We start from the raw sequence: 18,611 nt of genomic DNA on the forward strand, positions 1-18,611 counted from the left end.
AAAGACTTTAACATTAGCACTTCTATCGCTAGTATGTGTATTCTCAGCCATTAAGGATTTGAGAGGTGATAAACGTGGTTGAAAACAAACAAACGGAAGCTAATAAACGCTGGCAAGAAAAAACAGAAATCGCACTCGGTATCTAAGAAATCGATCAGCGGCTAGGAACTTTGTAAAGAAAGACGCCACACTTGACGACATCAACGAATTAGAAGGGTTGATAGCAGCGAGAAAAGAAGAGCTTCATGATGTTCAATAAGTAGCAATACGATTCAATTTTTCGACAATACATATTATGCTTGTTTCGCAAAAAAGTGAGTATCATTTAACAAATCCCCAATGAATTGGAACCGTTGGGGATTTTTGTTATCTCTTGCTTGCATGAAATGAAATTTACTAACACTTACAAAAAGTTTAGGAAACCTAAAGACCATATCAGCATCCTTAGCCTTGCTATCCTTGAGGGCTAATTTAATAGCATTATCCTTTTGGACGTTTGCTAATTCGGTTTGGTACTTGCTTGATGCCGTCTTGTTGTCTTCTTGCAATTGTTTGATCTGCTCTTGAAGTTCTTTGTTATTTCCTGAATTGTCGTTAAGTTCTTTAAGTTGCTTATCACGCTCAGTAATTTGTTCTTTATAGCTATCTCGTTCTTGTTCCGCGGTCGCAATCTTTGAGTTAGCCGTTTGAACGTCCTTCCCGTGTTCAGCAATTACCTTATCAGCAATCTCATCCGTTAAACCTAAACTCTTTAGAAATTCTCTTTTCATGCTAGTGTTCTCCTTACGAATTTTTTTACGGTGCAACGACACCGACAGAAATTTTTTGCATAAAAAATAAGCCTTTTAATGTCTTGCTTAGGACAAAATAAAAAGCCACATTTCTGTGACTAGATTAATACCAACCCATTGCATCAGTTTCAGGATATTTATTATCTTTAATATATCCCCAGAGTAGACGAACAGCAGTATTTCTATAACTCTTATAATTTTCAGTGTCCTTTGTTACAAAAGAGTATTCATTAGTATGTTTATTTACCTCAACATCCCCATAATTCATATGATTACCCTCAATATAATATCTGTATCTAACGACATCATCAGTATTTAATAATAATTGCACAGTAATCATATGAACCTACCCTCCTATTTCTTCCTAATACTTATAATTTCATCATCCCTTAAGGTTAATGTGTCTACCGGGAATTGTTTGGTTTTAATAATATCAATACTGGACACCCCATCATCAGAATCACCAGCAACTTCAACAGACTCAACAAAGCCATCAAAAATTTGATTATCATCGGTTTTAACCACTACATTAAATCCAAAAAAGTCAGTTATGTCAGATTTCATTTTCCTCTCCTCTATCCTTTAGTATAGGAACTATATGAGTTCTACTCTTAGAATGATGTATTTTTATCCAATTTGTTTCTCTGTTGCTTCTAATATCTATTCCAATAACATGGTCTACTTCAACAGTTTCTTTATTACCGTATTCACCATTTTTATTAAAGTTCAAAGTACCCTTTCCAGAATACTTATCTAGTAATAGCTGGGGATCTTCACTATCAAATATATAACTCTTACCTTTTATTTTGGTAGATTCCATATGAGGTGATTGCTTATCATCGTTGATTTTTGTTCCCCATTCACCAATCTGTATTTTAGAATAAGTATGATACTGACTATTCTTTAACCTATCTACATTATAGTCAAATCCAATCGTTGTTGCTATCTTTTCACGACTATAATCACGATTCAAGAAATCATGTTCAGAAATCAAGCCGCGTTGTTTCTTCCTGTGGGCACTTAACTTAGTCTGATAGTGTCCTATATCAACATCGTTACCCATTTTCTTAGCATTGGCCAAGAGCTTCTTATCTTTACGATTTTTTTTACGGTACAACGACACCGATAGAGTTGTTTGCATAAAAAATAAGCAGTTTAATGTCTTACTTAGGACAAATAAATTAAGGCTTCCCTTGTCTTTCACGTTTCTCTATCAGTTTTAAGCAATCTTCCGTAAACTTATCCCAACGGGCTTGCTGTTTCTTAGTGGGATGTCCTTTTTCAATTGTACGCATATCACTTAGTTGCCCGTACCAGCGTTTATCGGAATAGAGTTTATTTTTTCTTTCTTCGTTCAAGTTCTTCCACCTCCAAGATTGGCATATTTTGGTCAGTCATGTACGCATCAACTATTCAGAAAGGTGTACTTCTCTTGAATAATATTTCTTGCTCTGCGTCATTATAACCTCTAAGATCAGCACCACTATTACTCTTATTGATAATTATACGAAAGTTGTCTTGATTATCATAAATATTCTTACTGGTAGAAAAACAAGCAGGTTCAGAGATAACATCCCCGACCTGCTTATTTTTGATATACATTATCAGTTGATCCTTAGTAAATTGATACGATCTATACAGTGGCTTATCAGACTTATACTTCGGTAACCGGCCGATTGCCGAATCTAAATTTTTTGCCCATTCTTTTTGTTCTTCAGAAATTATTCCTTCACGCAATGAAGCATTAAGCATATAAGAATCTGGTGAAATATATCTAATCAATGCTCCCTTTTGCTTAGGACAAAATGAACAAACTATTTCTTATTCTTTTTTTGTTCATTCAAGAATTTTTCTCTCGCCAGTACCCCTCTAATAAACTCCTCGTCTTCCTTTTCACTTTCTTTAGTTGATTTAGTGGGGGGACCAACATTTATCATATCAGATACATTCCCTCTAAGGCGCATTTTAAAAAGTCTGAACTTCTCTTCATCCTCTTCGCTTCTTTGAGACATATTCATTAACCTCCAAAATAGGTAATCCATTCTTATCAATATATCTATCTAATACCTGAAACTGTGTATTACGTTTAAATAATACCTCATTTTCCACAGTATTTAAATTCCCAAGTTGACGGCCATTTTTACTATCTCTAACAATCATTCTTATACTTTCATTTTCGTTAAAAGCCACATCCCCGGTTGATATATATATTCCTTATTATTGAATATTTTACCTAAATTCTTATCTTTTGCGAATTTTGTAATGTCAGAATCACTATCAAAATAAAGAGATCTATAAAGGGGTTTATTACTTGTATATCTTAGCAATTTTTCTAGTGCACTATCCAGATACTTAACTGTCTCTCTTTGAGAATCAGTCATTTTATAGCCATTTCTTAAACTATTGTTAATTCCAATAAAATCAGTTCCAACATAATTAGTAACTGCTCTTTTTTCATCAATTGTTAACTCTGCAATCTTCTTTAGAGTATCAGGTATAACCACTTTTTCCCAGTTATAATCACGATTCAAGAATCATGTTCAGAAATCAATCCTCGTAGTTTCTTCCTGTGGGCACTTAACTCAGTCTGATAGTGTCCGATATCAACCTCGTTACCCATTTTCTTAGCATTGGCTAATAACTTCTTATCCTTACGGATTTTTTACGGTGCAACGACACCGACAGAATTTTTTTGCATAAAAAATAAGCCTTTTAATGTCTTGCTTAGGACAAAATAAAAAGCCACATTTCTGTGACTAGGTTAATACCAACCCTTTGCTCCTGTTTCAGGAAATTGATTCTTATCAATATATTTCCAAACTAAACGTATCGCTGTATTTCTATATCCCTCATAGGGCTCAGTATCTTTAGTCACAAAGGAGTATTCTTTGGTATGTTTATTTACCTCAACATCCCCATAATCCATATGATTACCCTCAATATAATATCTATATCTAACGACATCATCAGTATTTAATAATAATTGCACGGTAATCATATGAACTTACCCCCTTAGTTTCTTTTGAAAATTATATAGTTTATTAGTTTGCCTATGTGCTTGAACATAAGTAAGATTTAATTTTTCCATTAATTTACTTTCAATATTCTCATGATTCAACATTATTATATCAGATTCTTTTAGCTTTTGTTTGTTGAATACTCTTTGAAAGGCTTGAGCCATATCTATATCGGGGGCAAAATAATCTATATCATTTTCACCAGTCATCATATGTTTGTTAATAGACACATGGTCATAAATTCGATGCGCATCCTCCTCGGATAAATTACCAACTTCTGAAATTCTATCAACTAACCGTTTTGGATCTCTTTGAGAAAATTCCAAATACAAATCTTTGGCTTTTTTCACTTTCACTAATGGCATTAAAATTATTGATATGCTCAGATCGTTTTTTTATTGCACCAGAGTATTTATATTCATCGTCTTGGGTACGATTAGGTAATGTATAAATTTTTTCCCTGCTATAATCACGATTCAAGAAATAATGCTCAGAAATCAAGCCGCGTAGTTTCTTCCTGTGGGCACCTAACATAGTCTGATAGCGTCCTATATCAACCTCGTTACCTATTTTCTTAGCATTGGCTAATAACTTCTTATCCTTACGAATTTTTTTACAGTGCAACGACACCGACAGAATTTTTTTGCATAAAAAATAAGCCTTTTAGTGTCTTACTTAGGACAAAATAAAAAAATTATTCCTTATTCTTCTTTTGCTCATTCAAGAATTTTGCTCTCGCGAATAATCCTTTAACGAACTCGTCATCTCTCTTTTTAGCTTCTCCAGTGGGTTCAGGAGCTTTTCCTATATTCTCCCAACTAGATGTATTTCCCCTAAGGCGCATTTTAAAAAGTCTTAACTTTTCTTCATCCTCTTCGCTTCTTTGAGACATATTCATTAATCTCCAAAATAGGTAATTCATTCTTATCAATATATCTATCTAATACCTGAAACTGTGTACTACGTTTAAATAATACATCATTTTCTACAGTATTTACATTACCCAGTTGACGGCCATTTTTACTATCTCTAATAATTAACCTAACATTTTCTTTTTCATTAAAGCCAACATCCCCCGTTGATGTATAATCCTTATTATTGAATGTTTTTCCTAAATTCTTATCTTTTGCAATTTTGTATCACTATCAAAATAAAGGGGTTTATTACTTGTATATCTTGGCAATTTTTCTAGTGCACTATCCGGATACTTAACTTCCTATCCTTACGAATAGAGCGCTCTAAGTATCTTTGTTGCTGTTGAGCTTTGTAATTCTCAATATCCTGCTTTTAATCGGGATACTTTAATGAGTTTGTTGAAACTCATTCATAACTCATTCCAGCAATTAATCCCTTAGTACCTGCTGGTTCACCATATCTATGATTTGTATAAATAATAAAAAAGGATATAAACGTCACTACATCAACGTTTATATCCCTTTTTATTATTTTGAACGTATCCTATGTAAGCCGTCTATCGGATTATCCGATGCCTTTATATCAACGTTCATAGCCATTTGGTGCAAATCTGGTGCAAACGGTGTTCATTTATGTAAAGATGTGATAATTTCGTAACATCGATATTAATTATGTTTTGTTTACCATTTACGTGTATTATAACACGTCGAATCACTTTTCTTCTATTGTATGTCCGATCAGATTATCATGAAGCTAAAAATAGAAGTGATCACTATGAAGAATAAAATTGAAGTTGAATATTCTGATGGAAGTAGCAGGATTTTTACAAGTATTGGTTATAAGAGAAATGATTCTTCGCATTTTAAAACTACTCATGGAACGCTGGAATATGATATTAAGATACCTACCGGATCAATGGCACGTTGGTTGTACTTCTATGTAATCAGCAGCGATGAAATTAATAGCGTTCAAATAGCAGCATTACCAAATGAGTATACTGGCCGATCAGCATTTGTTGATTTCTTCGATGGTAAATATATTGTTCATGCTAAAAAAGACTTCGAACTTAATGGAAAATACTTTTGTTACATTAGTGGCAATAACATCATATTTGTTAAAATGACAAAAATAACCTCTGGAATTAATACCCTGTTAGGCAAGTAAAAAAAGACACAAAAAAACCCCTTCCCCAGTCAAAACCCTATTTCTAGGTAAAATACCGAGTGAGAAAGGAGAAATAAATAATGGGAATACAACAACTTAAACACTATTGCAGTAGTGTTTAAAGGACGACCACTATTATCAATAAATAACAATTTCAGTGTTTATACTATCATGGTTCTTTATTTTTTGTCAAGATTACTCTATTATTAATAATGGTGTTAATACGCAACAATTTTTAAATTAGCGCCAGCAAGCGGGCCAACTATCTTTAACGAAATAGTATTTTCGCCAGAAAGGATGACCCTCATCAAGAAAAATAACAATTTCAACGATAGAATCAAGATCATCACACCTTTTATTAAGGCTGTAGCGGTTTTTATAAAAGTTGTCCATGATTGTTTCTATTAACAAGAGGAAAGACTCATTGCAGTGGGTCTTTTTTTCATCTCTAATCTTATACTAACACAAAATACGCCTCTAACCAGAAATGAGTTAGAGGCGTATTTATAGTTTACTATTATCAATGTATAGATTTACTACAATTTTTTAGCAGCAATTCAGTATATTTAAATATCGTTACCCGTTGAATCCTGAACCTTGAGTGTATTCGGCAGGAATATATATGTTCGTAGCTACCTTATAACACAAACCAAGGTTTGGAACATTAGTTAACTTATCAGCTATCTTCCATGTTGATCCACCTTTAAACGTTAGATTTGAATCAGGAATGGAATTCCCTTTTGAATCATAGGCATTGATCCCGTAATTTGAAGAATAGTTCACTACGACGATACCTTTAAATGTCGTACTCGATTGTGGAACGTACGTATCAACGCCGATTCTATAATATGGCTTGCCATTGATAGCGATAATCTTGTTAGATTGCCAGTCACTACCAGAAATAACATCAGTTCCAATATTAGCAGAACCATCTGAATGATAAGTTGTATACGCTTTGTAAGAATTACCTTTAACTGAAATCACATTAGAAATTGTAGAGCTTGGATCAGTCTGTGGAGCTAGCTCTCCAGTATAGAAGTTATCGTAGAGTTGTGACACATCAAAATTCCCGTAACTGGCTTGGAAATTGTACGTACTTCCCCATTGCCATGCGTGATTATTTGAATACCATTGCTTGCCACTTGCGTTGTATGGATAACTTGCAATCCAGCCTTGACCGCTAGCAATATCCATTTTAGTGCCTAACCAGCTCGACATAGTGTAGATATCTGAACGATAACCAAACTTTTTAATTTCATCCATGAATGCCCGGTTATTAGCATTATTAGTTGAACGTGACAATCCATTTTGTTGTTGCGCTTCCACGTCAGTTACTAGGACGGCGCCTATTGGCAAGCCTGCGGACTTGGCCACTTTGCCAGCGTAATCTGCCTCCGCTATTGCTCCAGCTTGAGTTGTGTAACGTGCAAAATGGTAGCCGTTAATATACAGCCCTGCCGCTTGTGCGGTTGTAATGTTGTTAGATGCTGTGTAATCGGCGTAGTAAGTACCTTCTGAAATCTTTGTAACTACTGACTTCACACCGTAATTATTGCGCATATCAACAAAATTAGCTGTAGTCATATAGCCATTGTGGTTAGATACATCCACCATATCGGTATTAGCTGCATCAACTTTACCACCGAAAAAAAATAAGCCTGCAATCAGCAGACTTACGATATAGACTAATCTTTTTTTCATTCTGATGTACCTCCATCATTTAAAAATCCCTGGATACCATCGAACATTCCTGATGTCCAACCACCTACAAGCAACCCAGCAATAATAGCTTTTCCAATTTCCTTATCATGAAAAACTAATGCTGTAACGATTGCCAAAATCAGACCTAGAAGCATTGAAACAAATGGCATCCACTTAGTTTCAATCACCTTGGTATTCTTAACTGAATTTGTCAGAACATAACACAAGATAGCAATAATCATTAACTGTGCCACATCAATCAATTGCAATCCTTCAATAATTTTCATCTATTTTTCCTCTTCTAGTTCATTAAATTTGTCGAACTTACTATTTAATACCCCAACCTGTTTATTTAGTGCATCGATGGTATTATTCTGCTTTGAAACCTGATCTTGTAACTTAATAACCTGTACCTTTAAATCATCACGTTCCTGCGTAATCTGATCTAAACGATCAAATAACTCTTTAGTATGATCCGCATAAACATTTTCATTTGAACCTTGATTCTTTAAACGTTGCAACCAAACTCCAAAGACACCAGTTATGACTGCACCACCAATAGCTGATATCAAAATTCTGATTGTTTCTTGTTCCATTTATCCTGGATCACTCAAAAATGCTTCTAAAAGAATTCGAATGTTAATAAATAGAATAAAAAGAGTTGTGAACTTTGGTAACAAAACCGGTGCAGTCAAATCATGTATTGAGAAAATTATTAAGTAGAATGTCCACACAAATAATAAAAGGAATACGATTAAGTCTTTGTTGGACTTACGTAATTCGTCAAAACACGAGAACATCACATACAGACCGATAATTATTAGCGCTATGGCAAATGGTGGATCATCTACATTAGCAATGAATCCTGGTGCATTAGGCGGTCTATCAATGAAGTTGCCAGTCAAAATAAAAATGATTCCAAGAGTGAATGTTTCTGCTCCTGTGATAAACCAAAAGTGATTCTGTTTTAAATATTTCAATTCGCATCACTCCAAAATAAAAAGGCTAGCATCTGCTAACCTTCTTTCTTATATTCTTCTCCGGTAATATCCTTAAAATCCTCAGTTGAAATGATTGATGGTACGTAGTCTACGATATCCTCTTTTTTTAAGAAGCCCCAGCCGAATTCCATTTTAAGTAAATTGATCATGATTAGTCTCTCCTATTCTGTTGTTGTGTTTGATTTTAGTGTTAATAGTTGCTGTGTTAAATCCAAATTCTGTTTAGTTAGCTCTGTAATACCACTTTGTAGTTCCGTTTGTGCTTGAGTTGATGCTAAGTTCCGTTTAGTTAGTTCAGTGGCCACTTTCTTTAAATCAGTGACGTCTGAAGTCAGTTGCAGATTTTGTAACGTTAGTTCTGTTATGCTTTTTTGCTTTTCTTCATCAGGCGTCATGCCGGTTGCAGTGTGTACTAACTTATTATCTGATTCCCGAACTGTCCAGATAGACATTTCTGAAATCGAAAATGCTGGGTCGCTTTCAACGAGTTCCCAACCTTTAATTTTGGCTTGCTTATTGGCGGCTTCTTCATTGGTGTTATTAACACCGACAATACTCCTATCATCGCTTAATTTAACAGCTATTTTCATTAGATTCCTCCTTTAATTTTTATATGAAGTTATTTTGACTACCTGCCAAAACCACGGATAGGGAGCATTACTTATATTAATTTTCATATTACTAGTAATACTTCCTGAACCGATAGTTAAAGTTGGATTAGTTATTTCTTGCAAAGTTTCTTCTTTTGCCCACCAATGAGTCTCCGTAGCATTTTTAGAAAAGTTAGTCTCATGATTTTCCGCAATAGTTATGCTTTTACCGATTTCAGCAACAATCTCTAAAGGCATTTTAATGTCTGAATTATTAATCAGTTGCTCTTTAGGAACTCTAAATACAGTTGAACTCATAACCTTAGTAGCTAGGACTCTATCTTCATATCTCGTCATGTTTGAAGTCGTATAATAAATATAATCTTCCATTGTTATTTCTATACCGTCCATAGTATTTTCGAAGAAGTCTCCTGCTCCAGATAATACTATATTTTCCGTTGATATTCCCGCGAAAAAGTTAACTGAAGGTGGAATTTGCATTACTGCACTTTGTGTGGAAAATGTTGCAATCACATGAATATAAACTTTATATATATAACCTGTTGCACCATCATCCGCAGCATCATTCACAAATCCGGACACAGATTCAACATCAAGCGTCTTATCTGATTTAAAGGTTAATTTAATGCTAGGGCTTTTAGTATTTGTATATTCTAGACCTTCACCAATACCACCAAATGTAACTTCATTAGTTTGATCTACAACAAAATCAGTGGCTTTAATGTACATCGGAACTGGTGCTGTTGTCACAAACATCCCATCACTTTGCTTATTTTTCGGATCATATTTAATAGGGAACTCAACGGTCTCACCAACCACTCCTTTTGTGAGCGTTGTTCGGTTTAATCCCATTAAGAATGTTAGTCCTTCGCCAACCATATTCATTTTTGAACCTACATCGGCATTAAAAGTCACATTAGTAACTTCATCAGGATTAGTAGCTCCTTGATATCTCAGATAACGTTCAGTTATTTCTCCATTTTGCAGCGACCCAGCATAATAGTCCACACCTGAACTTGGATGTGTATCGCTCGGATCAATTACCGTACCTCCAGTTAGTGTGCCAACTTTAGAAATATCGATTGCGTGGTCCTTATCCGGCATTAAGGTTACTAAGTTGTCATCCTTATCTTTCAGTTTCAATGACATTGGCAAATTTCTAACTAGTCTGGCAGTTCTAGTCAAATCATTTTCTTCGGGAATATCCGTTTCTTTTGTGTATACCATCATTTGATTAATCTCAGAAGAAACTTCTGAATCTTCAATCAAATCGTCCATGTTAGCATTTGCGATTGCGTTTGTGATTTTGCTATCAACATAGTCTTTTGATGCCATGCCGGTTTCGTTAATCAAAACTGTGACATTCTCAGTACGACCTACGATAACGTAAATGGTAAACGTAAACTTTAACAGTACTTGGTCTGCAAAATCAGGAATGAATTCTGGTTCTTGGGCGGTAGTTATGGCATATAGAATTTCTTCATCAGAATCATCTTCCCTGGCATAAACACCGACCGCATTGATCGAATATTCTTCAGTCAAACCTTTATTGGTGAATAAAATTTCAGTACCGATAACTGCGTTGCTGTTAGCAACATTTTCGCTTTGATTGGTAATCGTTCCTTGCTGAACTTCCTTTGGTAATTCCACAAGTGATTGTAATTCCGATTCTGATAACTTGCTTAAATCATCCGACGTCGATGCCGCTCTCGTGATTGTGAACTTAACTTTTCCATTGGCCGCACGACTGGCCAAATCTAATCCAGCCGTGGTCAAGATTGATTCATTATATTTAGACATGCACTTTTTTCTCCTTTACGATTAAATTGACGCTAATTTGAGGTTTGATTGTCCCCAATTTCTTGTTGATATTTGTGGTAGTTGATATTGCTAATATTGCTCGGCTGACGGTCCTCAGCGTAGTTTGTACACCCGTTGACCCAAAATATTTGGTAGCATAGTTCAATTTATTATTGAAAGTTGTTTTCGCTGGCGAATTGATACCGGTAGTATTACCAAAATTCAAAACTCCAAAATACTGCTTATTTGTTGAACTGGATTCAGTTTTTAATCTAGGCATAGCGCTAGTGACAATATATTTATCCACAACCGTGCTAAAATATTCCCGTTGTTCAGTATCAGTCTCAGAAGTCGTAATAATATCAAAAGTGAGATTGGCAGGCAGATAAACGTTAAGTAGATACTTCAAACGTTTGATCTGATCTTTGCTAATTTCACTTCTTTTTGCTGTCGTGACAACATTTCTAACAGCGTATTCAACATTGACTGAGGCTGGTATATCTAAGGTTCTAAGTAGTTCTTTGAAGTATCTAAGAGTTATTGGCTTGGGCGGTAGCATTCGCATTAGTACGTTATATTGACGTGTCTCTAAGCTATCATTCGGGTTAGGGTCAATACCTAGCTGATTCTCAAATAATGAGATGCCTTCCAAATCAGTCTGAGTTACAAATTGGTTCATTAACGTTCTGAGAACTAAATCATCGAACTTAGTGAAATCGACTTGTTCGGCTGCTACCAACTTTTGCATCTCATAAACATCACCGTAGTAATCTGGCAGGTAGTCTTGAAGTTTAACCATGGATGGTCACCTCACCCACTACAGGAAGTTGAGAAATATCGTTATTAAATACTAACGCCTTATCTTCACCCCAACCATTCAGCGTTGGAATTGAGGCATTTACTACGCCGTCAACTTTCATGACTGCACTCAGAATTTGCGACCTATAAATGGTCATTGCATAACCTCGTCCAGTCAGTTGATTAATATCGTCCCATGATTGTCTCTTTAGGTAGAAGTAGTCATTAATTGCTCCCTCCACTTTTGGTTTAACAATCTCCAGATTACTTTGAACATCAACTTGAATGGTTAAATCTATATCGATTGACATTAATCTAGGAGCCACTACAGTCACGGTGTGATCTATTGGTGCCAAGCCATAGCCTTCACCTTCTGCATCGATTGGGTCAACTTCATTCTTAACCTGGTCAATGAGCTCTTGACTAGCCGGCATCAAATCATTATCTAGAATGACCAGTTTAACCGTACCTCCACCATTCCACGTTGGATAAACCTGAGCAGAGCCAACAGAATCAAGTTTTGAAAGCATATCTAAGTAATCAGCGATATTACCACCATAAGCTATCCAAGAATCAGCAGATAACAGCCGTTCACGCAAGTGATCATCAGTTTCGTTATCCTTGGCCGGTACTGACACCTCAATGATTTCTGCCCAGGACAATATATCATTGGGTGTGACTGGTAATATTTGACCAAGATAGCCATTGGGACGTGTGCCCACTTCTTCGGCAATTAACATGCCAGTTTGATCATCATTAATAGAAGTAACATTATAAAAAATTGGCGAATCTCCTAGAGAAGCGAATCTGTCACCAACTTCAACGTTATCAATAGGACTGCCCTTCGTGTCCAGAAACTTAGCTTTAACTTGTGCCGATGTGGCCAACTGTCGTGAAGTTCCATGCTCAACAGCACGATAGTCCAAAAATTCATTGTCGGCAGTCTTGATGTATGTCTCCCTGACCAGGTTGGCCATCATTAGTGATTGATTGGCCATGACCATTGCTGCTGGTGCCAGGGCATCATATATAATTGAGCCTTGTCTCTTGTCAATATCATCAGGAACTTTGCTCATCATCTGATTGAGGTAAAACTCAAAGTTCTGCCTTTCAATCTTGCTCGATAAATCTTCAGGAGTCATTGACACTCACCTCACTTTCAATTGGAATATCACCGTAAATCGTTGTACATGATCCATGAACTTTAAGAATCGTCTTATCCAAAACTTCAATATCATCAACAGTAACAGTCAAAATACGACTATCAGCTAATAAGGCTTCTTTAACCATTCGTTCAACCTCAACAGTCGCATAATCAAAGTTTTTACCGAACAATTCAAAAAAGTCATTTCCATATTGATTATCATAAATTGGATAAACAAATCGTTCAGTCTTCAAAATCTTATCGACTGCTTGAACCATTGCATCATGTTCATCAAATTTATTTAAAATCCGTCCATTTTTGACCTGGTATGTTTTTGTAGGATTATCCATCAACATCCCTCCTGTCATTTGAACGTTCAAAAACGAAAAATTGTTGGCCACCATTCATTCGAATCATATTGACTGAATCACCAACTTTTAAAGTCCCATCAATTTCAATTGTTTCATAAACATCCGGTCTATTACCTGATATGTCACCAATGGAATCATTATGGGATAATACCCTAATTCGCTCTTTATGTTTTTTAACATTACGTCCCAAAATCAAAAAAGATTCAGTTAGTGGCATATTATTTGACGATTGAATTTTCAAAGGATTTATTGAAATTACTTTTCCATACATGATATCGGCATAGTCGGATTCTTTACCACCCTTACTATTCATCATGTTGAGGAGCTGTTCTCCAGCCATGGTTCATTCACCTTCATTTCCAAATCACAAGTATATGCTGTTCCAAAATTATGAGTTGCTTTCATGATTGCTGTGTTATTAATCCAAAAACCAGCTTTAGATAAATCACTGATGTTAATATTGACCGAATTTCCAGCAATCAAAGAAACATCTCCCAAACAAGTTAAACTCAATGTATATGTTTCTCTATTTTTTTCTTTCAACAACTCATCAGCACGCTCTTTCATTTGAGCATCATTAGCTTTATCCTTGGCATTCTCAACGGTCTGAAGTTTACCCCAATCTTGAACATTACTAGCACTGCTATCCGTATAACTAAAACTCGTATTATCTGGATCATCACCACTTGATTCTGTATCCGTTGAAACAGCAGTTGATGATGTTTGTTGTGATTCAGCCTGGTTCTTTTTAATTATCCTCACAGAATTAGCAGCATCTTCAATCGATTTTTCAAAAGAAAAGCCAGTCAACAATGACTGGTCACCGACAATGATATTCAAACTGTTATATGGTGCCTTACGCAACTCAACCACATCATAATTAGCAAACAAGTAATACATTTGATTGGTAGCTTTCTGAGTCTTATCAATGCTTGATTTCAACATATCAAAGTAAGTCTTGGAATCTGCAACCTCTGCAGGTAATTTATAATCAGAACCATTCACAACGTTATGAGTAATCTCAGCCATTTTGCAGACTGTTTCGAACCGTTGAGAAATAGTTGAGATTGGCCACACTAATGAATCTTGATTTTTTAAATATCTCATCTTGTCGTATGCTGTGATACTGAATTTATGGTCATCCTTGAAACTAGTTTTAAAAATATAACCATAGAAAACCTTCTGCTCATCCCATTGAAACTCAACCACATCGCCACTTTGAGGATAAAACGAATCATCAAACAATAAATCAAACGTAAATGTGCCTGCAGCAAAGTTTAAATCAGTTACCCATTTAACGTTACTAACCAAATTAGCAACATCCCAAGTATCGCCACTGTGTCTGCGACCAATAGTAAATTTAGTAATCATGCTGATCTCACATCGCTTTCTTTGACCCAGCCACGAGCACCACCATCCAAAGTAGTTACATGATATGGATAAGTTGCACCAGGTACTACTAAAGTTATTTTTCTAGTAGCATTCTGTTCAGTTTGACCAGGACCATTGCCTTGACTGTCCCGATGTAACTGGCCGTTAACAATCACAGTTGAACCCATACCCACCTTTTTAGGTGGACTGGGACGTTCTTCAACAGTCTTTTCTGGCTGTTGTTTAATGCCTATTTTTTTTGCTTCAAACGGTCTGAATTCCTTCAATGATAACGTGTAAATATACTCACCATCATAACCATTTTTCATACCGTACTCAAAACTGGCAATCGTTGATTTCAAAGAAATTTTAGTATTTGAAATAACCAAACGAATTGGTTTCTTCAACTTTCTAGCATTCTCAATCCAATCAATATAATCTTGAGCACTACTTAAAAACTCTAATGCTGTTGCATAATGTGTTTCCTTTGGATCCAACGGCAATAAACTTTCAATACTGATTTCCTGAAGTTTATCCTCACCCAATAAATTGACTTCACCGAGTTTAATAACTGTTTCAGACTTATCATCACTTTCACGCTTAACAGTGACTTCAGCCGGATTGACCGGCAATTCAATTGTTTCATTCAAATCATTGGTTAAATAAAATCCTAAATGATTATCCATATCCATCACCTCCTAACTTAATGAAGCATTATTTCTATTCATTAAATACTCTTCAATTTTTGCTACTAATCTTTCAGCATCATAATCAACATTCCCAGTACTTTGAATCTGAATTGCTCCAGCACCAAAGTTAACAGTTACTTGATTACCTGATGATGAACTACCCTTAGTAAAATCTGAACCGTTAAATCCAGCTCCACCACCGAGGCCAAGATCATCGTTTCCGGTATTATCATCATGATGAATCGTACTGTTAACTCCTAAATTAGTACCACTGAAACCTTGGAACGTTGACATCAATGCAGTTAATAAATCTAACGCGCGCTGAAATCCATTAGCTAACATATCGCCAGGGTTACTCCCATTAAAACCACCCATAGTCATATGACCAATTTGAGGATTCATATTAGAGGCAGCATCAACTACTCCTTGAGCCATATTAGCTGAAGAATTGATAGCTAAACCTGAATCCTTGTTAATACCGTTCGATAAACCTTGAGAAACATATCTACCAATTTGATTAAAGACTCGTGATGGTGAATGTGTTTTAAAAATACTCTTTGCGGCATCAACAACTTTTCCAGCAACATCTTGAACTGCCTTAACAGCACTCTTGGCCATTCCAACAATTCCATCTATCAATCCCTGGATAAGATTTCTACCTACATCTACCAGACTATTTACAAAACCTTGTGCAGCACTCACAGCACTTTGAATACCACTACTTACAGCGCTAACAACTCCTGACATTGCACTAACAATTGCCGATACCATCATGGTTCCGGCCATAATAAAAGCCGTTGCCAATGCGATAACTGCTGAAGCTACCATAGTTAACCCGCTAGCGACAACCATAAGTGCTGCGCCAACGATAAGTAGTCCAACTCCCAAAATAATAGCTGCGACTCCAAGTAACAATGCTCCAACAGCTGCAATCATCATAAGCGGTGCAGCCATCATTAAAGCGACAGCAAATATCATCATTCCAACACCAGCAACAATTGCAACAGCTGCAATCATAATCAAAGCTACTGCCATCAATAACAAACCAACTGCAGCCAGCATTGACATAACCGCAACAATCATTAATCCAGCACCTAGCAATAAAGTACCAACTGCAGCAACCATTGCACCGACACCAATTAATAATAAAGCTGCACCAAATAAAATGGCTCCAATTGCACCTACTACAAAACCTACTCCGAGAACTGCAATGGCAATTCCTAGCGCTAACACACCAACAGCACCAACAATAGCCGCTAATCCAAATACCGCAATAGCACCAGCCAAAGCCAATAATCCAACAGCTGCACTAACACCATATTGAGAAATTAAAGGCAATTGAGTAGCTAATAATGCTATACCGGCAGAAGCAATGAAAATAGCCACACCAATCAATAACAAGGCTGCTGAAAATACTAAAAATCCAGCAGCGGCCACGATAAATTCAGGCCCTAGTAGTTTGACCACAACGGCAAGTATGGCAATTGCTGCAAACATACCAAAGAATACAGCTATTGCTGCACCACCAGATGATGCAATTCTTTGAGTTGCCATAGCCATAAGCAACATTCCACCACCAGCTAGAGCAACACCTGCACCAACCATCATCAAAGCTGCTCCTAATTTCATGTAAGCACCAGCTGATTGAACAATTCCACCAGTCTTAGGAGTTTGAGGTAACTCAGGTGTTTCAGGAACTTTAGGTGTCTTAGGAGTCTTCATTTTTTTAAACATCTTTGAAAAATTTGATATTCCACTACCAATTTTCATAGCTGCCTTCAAAATTATAAATGCAACTGCAAGATTTTTAATTGTTCCCGCAATTTTAGTTATAGTACTTGGCTTCAATTTACTAATTCCATTGATAATGGCTGTAAACACAAGACCTTTTAAACCGCCTTTTAGGATTACAAAAGCACTGCCTAATGCTGTGATAGTACTAGGACTCAGTCTACTAATAACTTTTGCAATGGCAGAAATAGATTTAACAACTCCTGATAAAGAGCTGCCGGCAAATGCCCCTAATTGTGAAAACATATTATTTTTTCCACCAGACATCTTTCCAAATATCTTACTTCCCGCATTACCCAAATCATCAAACATAGTTTTAATATTATCCAAAGCCCCAGTAGATTTAAAACCACCAAACATATCGCCAATACCTTGTTTAATCTTTCCAATAACTATCATTGCTTTGTCGGCGAACGCATCAAAGTTAATATTCCCGATTGAATCAGTTAAATTGCTTACCATCTTAATTCCGACTTTACCAACCCGATCAAATGCACCTTGCATCTTATTAGCAACAGTTTCTTTTAAACCGTCCATAGCTTGACCAACTGTCTTATATTGTGTAGCCATTTTTGAAAAGTACTTATTAGTACCCGTAGAAGAAATAGCATTAAAGAAGTCTTGAGTTGCAATTTTACCATCTTGAACACTTGAAACTAAATCTTTGGTCGACATTCCCATCGTCTTAGCGACTTGAGATACACCAGCAGGTGTTTGCTCCAACATCAACTTAAAGTCTTGCCATTGTACCATTGGTTTTGCAGCCATTTGAGTAGCTTGTTGACTAAGTGTCTTCATAGCTTGTTGCGGGTTATCAGACGCAGCGGCCAATCCACCAAAACCTTTAACCAGCTTTCCAGTACCCTTGATACCGACGGCCGCTAATTGACTATAAGTAGAGGCCATATCGGAAGCAGAGTAAATAGTCTGTTGAGCAAATTTTTGCATGGAACCCTTAGCAACAGCTATTTGCTTAGGTGACTTACCCATCATCTGCATATTACCATCAAATGTCTGCCATGCCTTACTTGACTCGTTCAACTCACCTACCATAGAAGTAATTCCAGCAGTGGCCAGTCCAATACCTTTAGTGATTCCAGCACCGACAACAGTTCCACCAAGAACAGATTTGAACAATCCACCAGCTTGTCCAGCTGATTTAGTTAGTCCGCTAAACGCACCACCACCGTTTAAAACTGATTTAAAACGTTGAAAACCTGATTCCCCTTTACTTAGGCCAGAGCCTAATTTACTTAATGTCGAAGAAAAACCATCGTAAATTTTAATTGTTGAACTTATAGTAGCCATATTAACCTCCTTTCTAGCAAAAAAGGCTAAATCCTAGCGATGTGCTTTGGACTTAGCCTTTCTTTCTGCCTCTTTTTGTTGTTTCTTTTCCTCAGTGATTCTTATTTCAATTCCAGCGATAATTAATGCTCTTTCTCTA

The 18,611-nt window shown here is 36.2% G+C and carries 26 protein-coding genes; 1 reads left to right on the top strand and 25 read right to left on the bottom strand.

Annotated features, from left to right (window positions below; all coding sequences use genetic code 11):
• Positions 1 to 293: 293 nt before the first annotated feature.
• From AC27FM_RS04580 to AC27FM_RS04630, 11 genes are all read right to left on the bottom strand, one after another.
• Positions 294 to 770, bottom strand: a complete 477-nt coding sequence (locus tag AC27FM_RS04580) for a phage scaffolding protein (protein WP_487086296.1) — start codon at positions 768 to 770, stop codon at positions 294 to 296.
• A 124-nt stretch (positions 771 to 894) separates the two neighbouring features.
• On the bottom strand, positions 895 to 1,131 hold the full coding sequence (locus tag AC27FM_RS04585; RefSeq protein ID WP_487086298.1) for a hypothetical protein: 237 nt from the start codon (positions 1,129 to 1,131) through the stop codon (positions 895 to 897).
• A gap of 14 nt (positions 1,132 to 1,145) precedes the next feature.
• On the bottom strand, positions 1,146 to 1,355 hold the full coding sequence (locus AC27FM_RS04590) for a hypothetical protein (RefSeq protein ID WP_487086300.1): 210 nt from the start codon (positions 1,353 to 1,355) through the stop codon (positions 1,146 to 1,148).
• The gene (locus AC27FM_RS04595; RefSeq protein WP_487086302.1) at positions 1,345 to 1,872 is read right to left on the bottom strand and encodes a polymorphic toxin type 50 domain-containing protein; all 528 of its coding nucleotides are present in this window, start codon (positions 1,870 to 1,872) and stop codon (positions 1,345 to 1,347) included. Before AC27FM_RS04595 ends, AC27FM_RS04590 begins: the two co-directional genes overlap by 11 nt.
• Before the next feature lie 100 nt (positions 1,873 to 1,972).
• Positions 1,973 to 2,149 (bottom strand): hypothetical protein, encoded by a 177-nt coding sequence (locus AC27FM_RS04600; protein WP_487086303.1) that lies wholly within the window; start codon positions 2,147 to 2,149, stop codon positions 1,973 to 1,975.
• Between the two features lie 55 nt (positions 2,150 to 2,204).
• Positions 2,205 to 2,609 (bottom strand): ADP-ribosyltransferase, encoded by a 405-nt coding sequence (locus AC27FM_RS04605; RefSeq protein WP_487086875.1) that lies wholly within the window; start codon positions 2,607 to 2,609, stop codon positions 2,205 to 2,207.
• Positions 2,606 to 2,803: a hypothetical protein gene (locus tag AC27FM_RS04610; protein WP_487086304.1), complete on the bottom strand. Its 198-nt coding sequence runs from the start codon at positions 2,801 to 2,803 to the stop codon at positions 2,606 to 2,608. The genes AC27FM_RS04605 and AC27FM_RS04610 overlap by 4 nt, the downstream gene beginning before the upstream one ends.
• A gap of 150 nt (positions 2,804 to 2,953) precedes the next feature.
• Positions 2,954 to 3,322: an ADP-ribosyltransferase gene (locus tag AC27FM_RS04615; protein WP_487086305.1), complete on the bottom strand. Its 369-nt coding sequence runs from the start codon at positions 3,320 to 3,322 to the stop codon at positions 2,954 to 2,956.
• 230 nt (positions 3,323 to 3,552) lie between these two features.
• Complete coding sequence (locus AC27FM_RS04620) at positions 3,553 to 3,789, bottom strand: hypothetical protein (protein ID WP_487086307.1); 237 nt, start codon at positions 3,787 to 3,789, stop codon at positions 3,553 to 3,555.
• Positions 3,790 to 3,795: 6 nt separating this feature from the next.
• A complete protein-coding gene (locus tag AC27FM_RS04625) occupies positions 3,796 to 4,173 on the bottom strand; it encodes a hypothetical protein (protein WP_487086309.1) in 378 nt (125 codons plus the stop codon).
• A gap of 329 nt (positions 4,174 to 4,502) precedes the next feature.
• On the bottom strand, positions 4,503 to 4,700 hold the full coding sequence (locus tag AC27FM_RS04630; protein WP_487086310.1) for a hypothetical protein: 198 nt from the start codon (positions 4,698 to 4,700) through the stop codon (positions 4,503 to 4,505).
• Between the two features lie 770 nt (positions 4,701 to 5,470).
• Between AC27FM_RS04630 and AC27FM_RS04635 the strand changes: the two genes are divergently transcribed.
• Positions 5,471 to 5,887: a hypothetical protein gene (locus AC27FM_RS04635; protein WP_487086311.1), complete on the top strand. Its 417-nt coding sequence runs from the start codon at positions 5,471 to 5,473 to the stop codon at positions 5,885 to 5,887.
• Positions 5,888 to 6,463: 576 nt separating this feature from the next.
• Here AC27FM_RS04635 and AC27FM_RS04640 read toward each other — a convergent pair.
• From AC27FM_RS04640 to AC27FM_RS04705, 14 genes are read right to left on the bottom strand one after another with little or no spacing between them, the layout of a single operon-like run.
• On the bottom strand, positions 6,464 to 7,588 hold the full coding sequence (locus tag AC27FM_RS04640) for a GH25 family lysozyme (protein WP_487086312.1): 1,125 nt from the start codon (positions 7,586 to 7,588) through the stop codon (positions 6,464 to 6,466).
• On the bottom strand, positions 7,585 to 7,875 hold the full coding sequence (locus AC27FM_RS04645; RefSeq protein WP_487086313.1) for a holin: 291 nt from the start codon (positions 7,873 to 7,875) through the stop codon (positions 7,585 to 7,587). Before AC27FM_RS04645 ends, AC27FM_RS04640 begins: the two co-directional genes overlap by 4 nt.
• Complete coding sequence (locus AC27FM_RS04650) at positions 7,876 to 8,184, bottom strand: hypothetical protein (RefSeq protein ID WP_202240307.1); 309 nt, start codon at positions 8,182 to 8,184, stop codon at positions 7,876 to 7,878.
• Positions 8,185 to 8,568 (bottom strand): hypothetical protein, encoded by a 384-nt coding sequence (locus AC27FM_RS04655; RefSeq protein WP_487086315.1) that lies wholly within the window; start codon positions 8,566 to 8,568, stop codon positions 8,185 to 8,187. It abuts the gene before it with no gap.
• A gap of 35 nt (positions 8,569 to 8,603) precedes the next feature.
• Positions 8,604 to 8,738: an XkdX family protein gene (locus AC27FM_RS04660; RefSeq protein ID WP_487086317.1), complete on the bottom strand. Its 135-nt coding sequence runs from the start codon at positions 8,736 to 8,738 to the stop codon at positions 8,604 to 8,606.
• A 12-nt stretch (positions 8,739 to 8,750) separates the two neighbouring features.
• Positions 8,751 to 9,179 carry a hypothetical protein gene (locus AC27FM_RS04665; RefSeq protein ID WP_487086319.1) on the bottom strand — a complete coding sequence of 143 codons (429 nt, stop codon included), beginning with the start codon at positions 9,177 to 9,179 and terminating at the stop codon, positions 8,751 to 8,753.
• A 12-nt stretch (positions 9,180 to 9,191) separates the two neighbouring features.
• Entirely contained in the window at positions 9,192 to 11,000 is a 1,809-nt protein-coding gene (locus AC27FM_RS04670) for a phage tail-collar fiber domain-containing protein (RefSeq protein ID WP_487086321.1), read from the bottom strand.
• Positions 10,993 to 11,799 carry a putative phage tail protein gene (locus AC27FM_RS04675; protein WP_487086323.1) on the bottom strand — a complete coding sequence of 269 codons (807 nt, stop codon included), beginning with the start codon at positions 11,797 to 11,799 and terminating at the stop codon, positions 10,993 to 10,995. The genes AC27FM_RS04670 and AC27FM_RS04675 overlap by 8 nt, the downstream gene beginning before the upstream one ends.
• Positions 11,792 to 12,877, bottom strand: coding sequence for a baseplate J/gp47 family protein (locus AC27FM_RS04680; protein WP_487086325.1), 1,086 nt, complete (start codon positions 12,875 to 12,877; stop codon positions 11,792 to 11,794). The genes AC27FM_RS04675 and AC27FM_RS04680 overlap by 8 nt, the downstream gene beginning before the upstream one ends.
• Before the next feature lie 52 nt (positions 12,878 to 12,929).
• The gene (locus tag AC27FM_RS04685) at positions 12,930 to 13,292 is read right to left on the bottom strand and encodes a DUF2634 domain-containing protein (protein WP_487086326.1); all 363 of its coding nucleotides are present in this window, start codon (positions 13,290 to 13,292) and stop codon (positions 12,930 to 12,932) included.
• A complete protein-coding gene (locus AC27FM_RS04690) occupies positions 13,285 to 13,653 on the bottom strand; it encodes a DUF2577 domain-containing protein (RefSeq protein WP_271792905.1) in 369 nt (122 codons plus the stop codon). Before AC27FM_RS04690 ends, AC27FM_RS04685 begins: the two co-directional genes overlap by 8 nt.
• On the bottom strand, positions 13,626 to 14,684 hold the full coding sequence (locus AC27FM_RS04695) for an XkdQ/YqbQ family protein (RefSeq protein WP_487086328.1): 1,059 nt from the start codon (positions 14,682 to 14,684) through the stop codon (positions 13,626 to 13,628). Before AC27FM_RS04695 ends, AC27FM_RS04690 begins: the two co-directional genes overlap by 28 nt.
• Positions 14,681 to 15,370, bottom strand: a complete 690-nt coding sequence (locus AC27FM_RS04700) for a hypothetical protein (RefSeq protein WP_487086329.1) — start codon at positions 15,368 to 15,370, stop codon at positions 14,681 to 14,683. The genes AC27FM_RS04695 and AC27FM_RS04700 overlap by 4 nt, the downstream gene beginning before the upstream one ends.
• A 12-nt stretch (positions 15,371 to 15,382) precedes the next feature.
• Positions 15,383 to 18,472, bottom strand: coding sequence for a tape measure protein (locus AC27FM_RS04705; RefSeq protein ID WP_487086330.1), 3,090 nt, complete (start codon positions 18,470 to 18,472; stop codon positions 15,383 to 15,385).
• Between the last annotated feature and the right edge of the window lie 139 nt (positions 18,473 to 18,611).

The organism is Companilactobacillus sp. y65-5, from assembly GCF_057541095.1.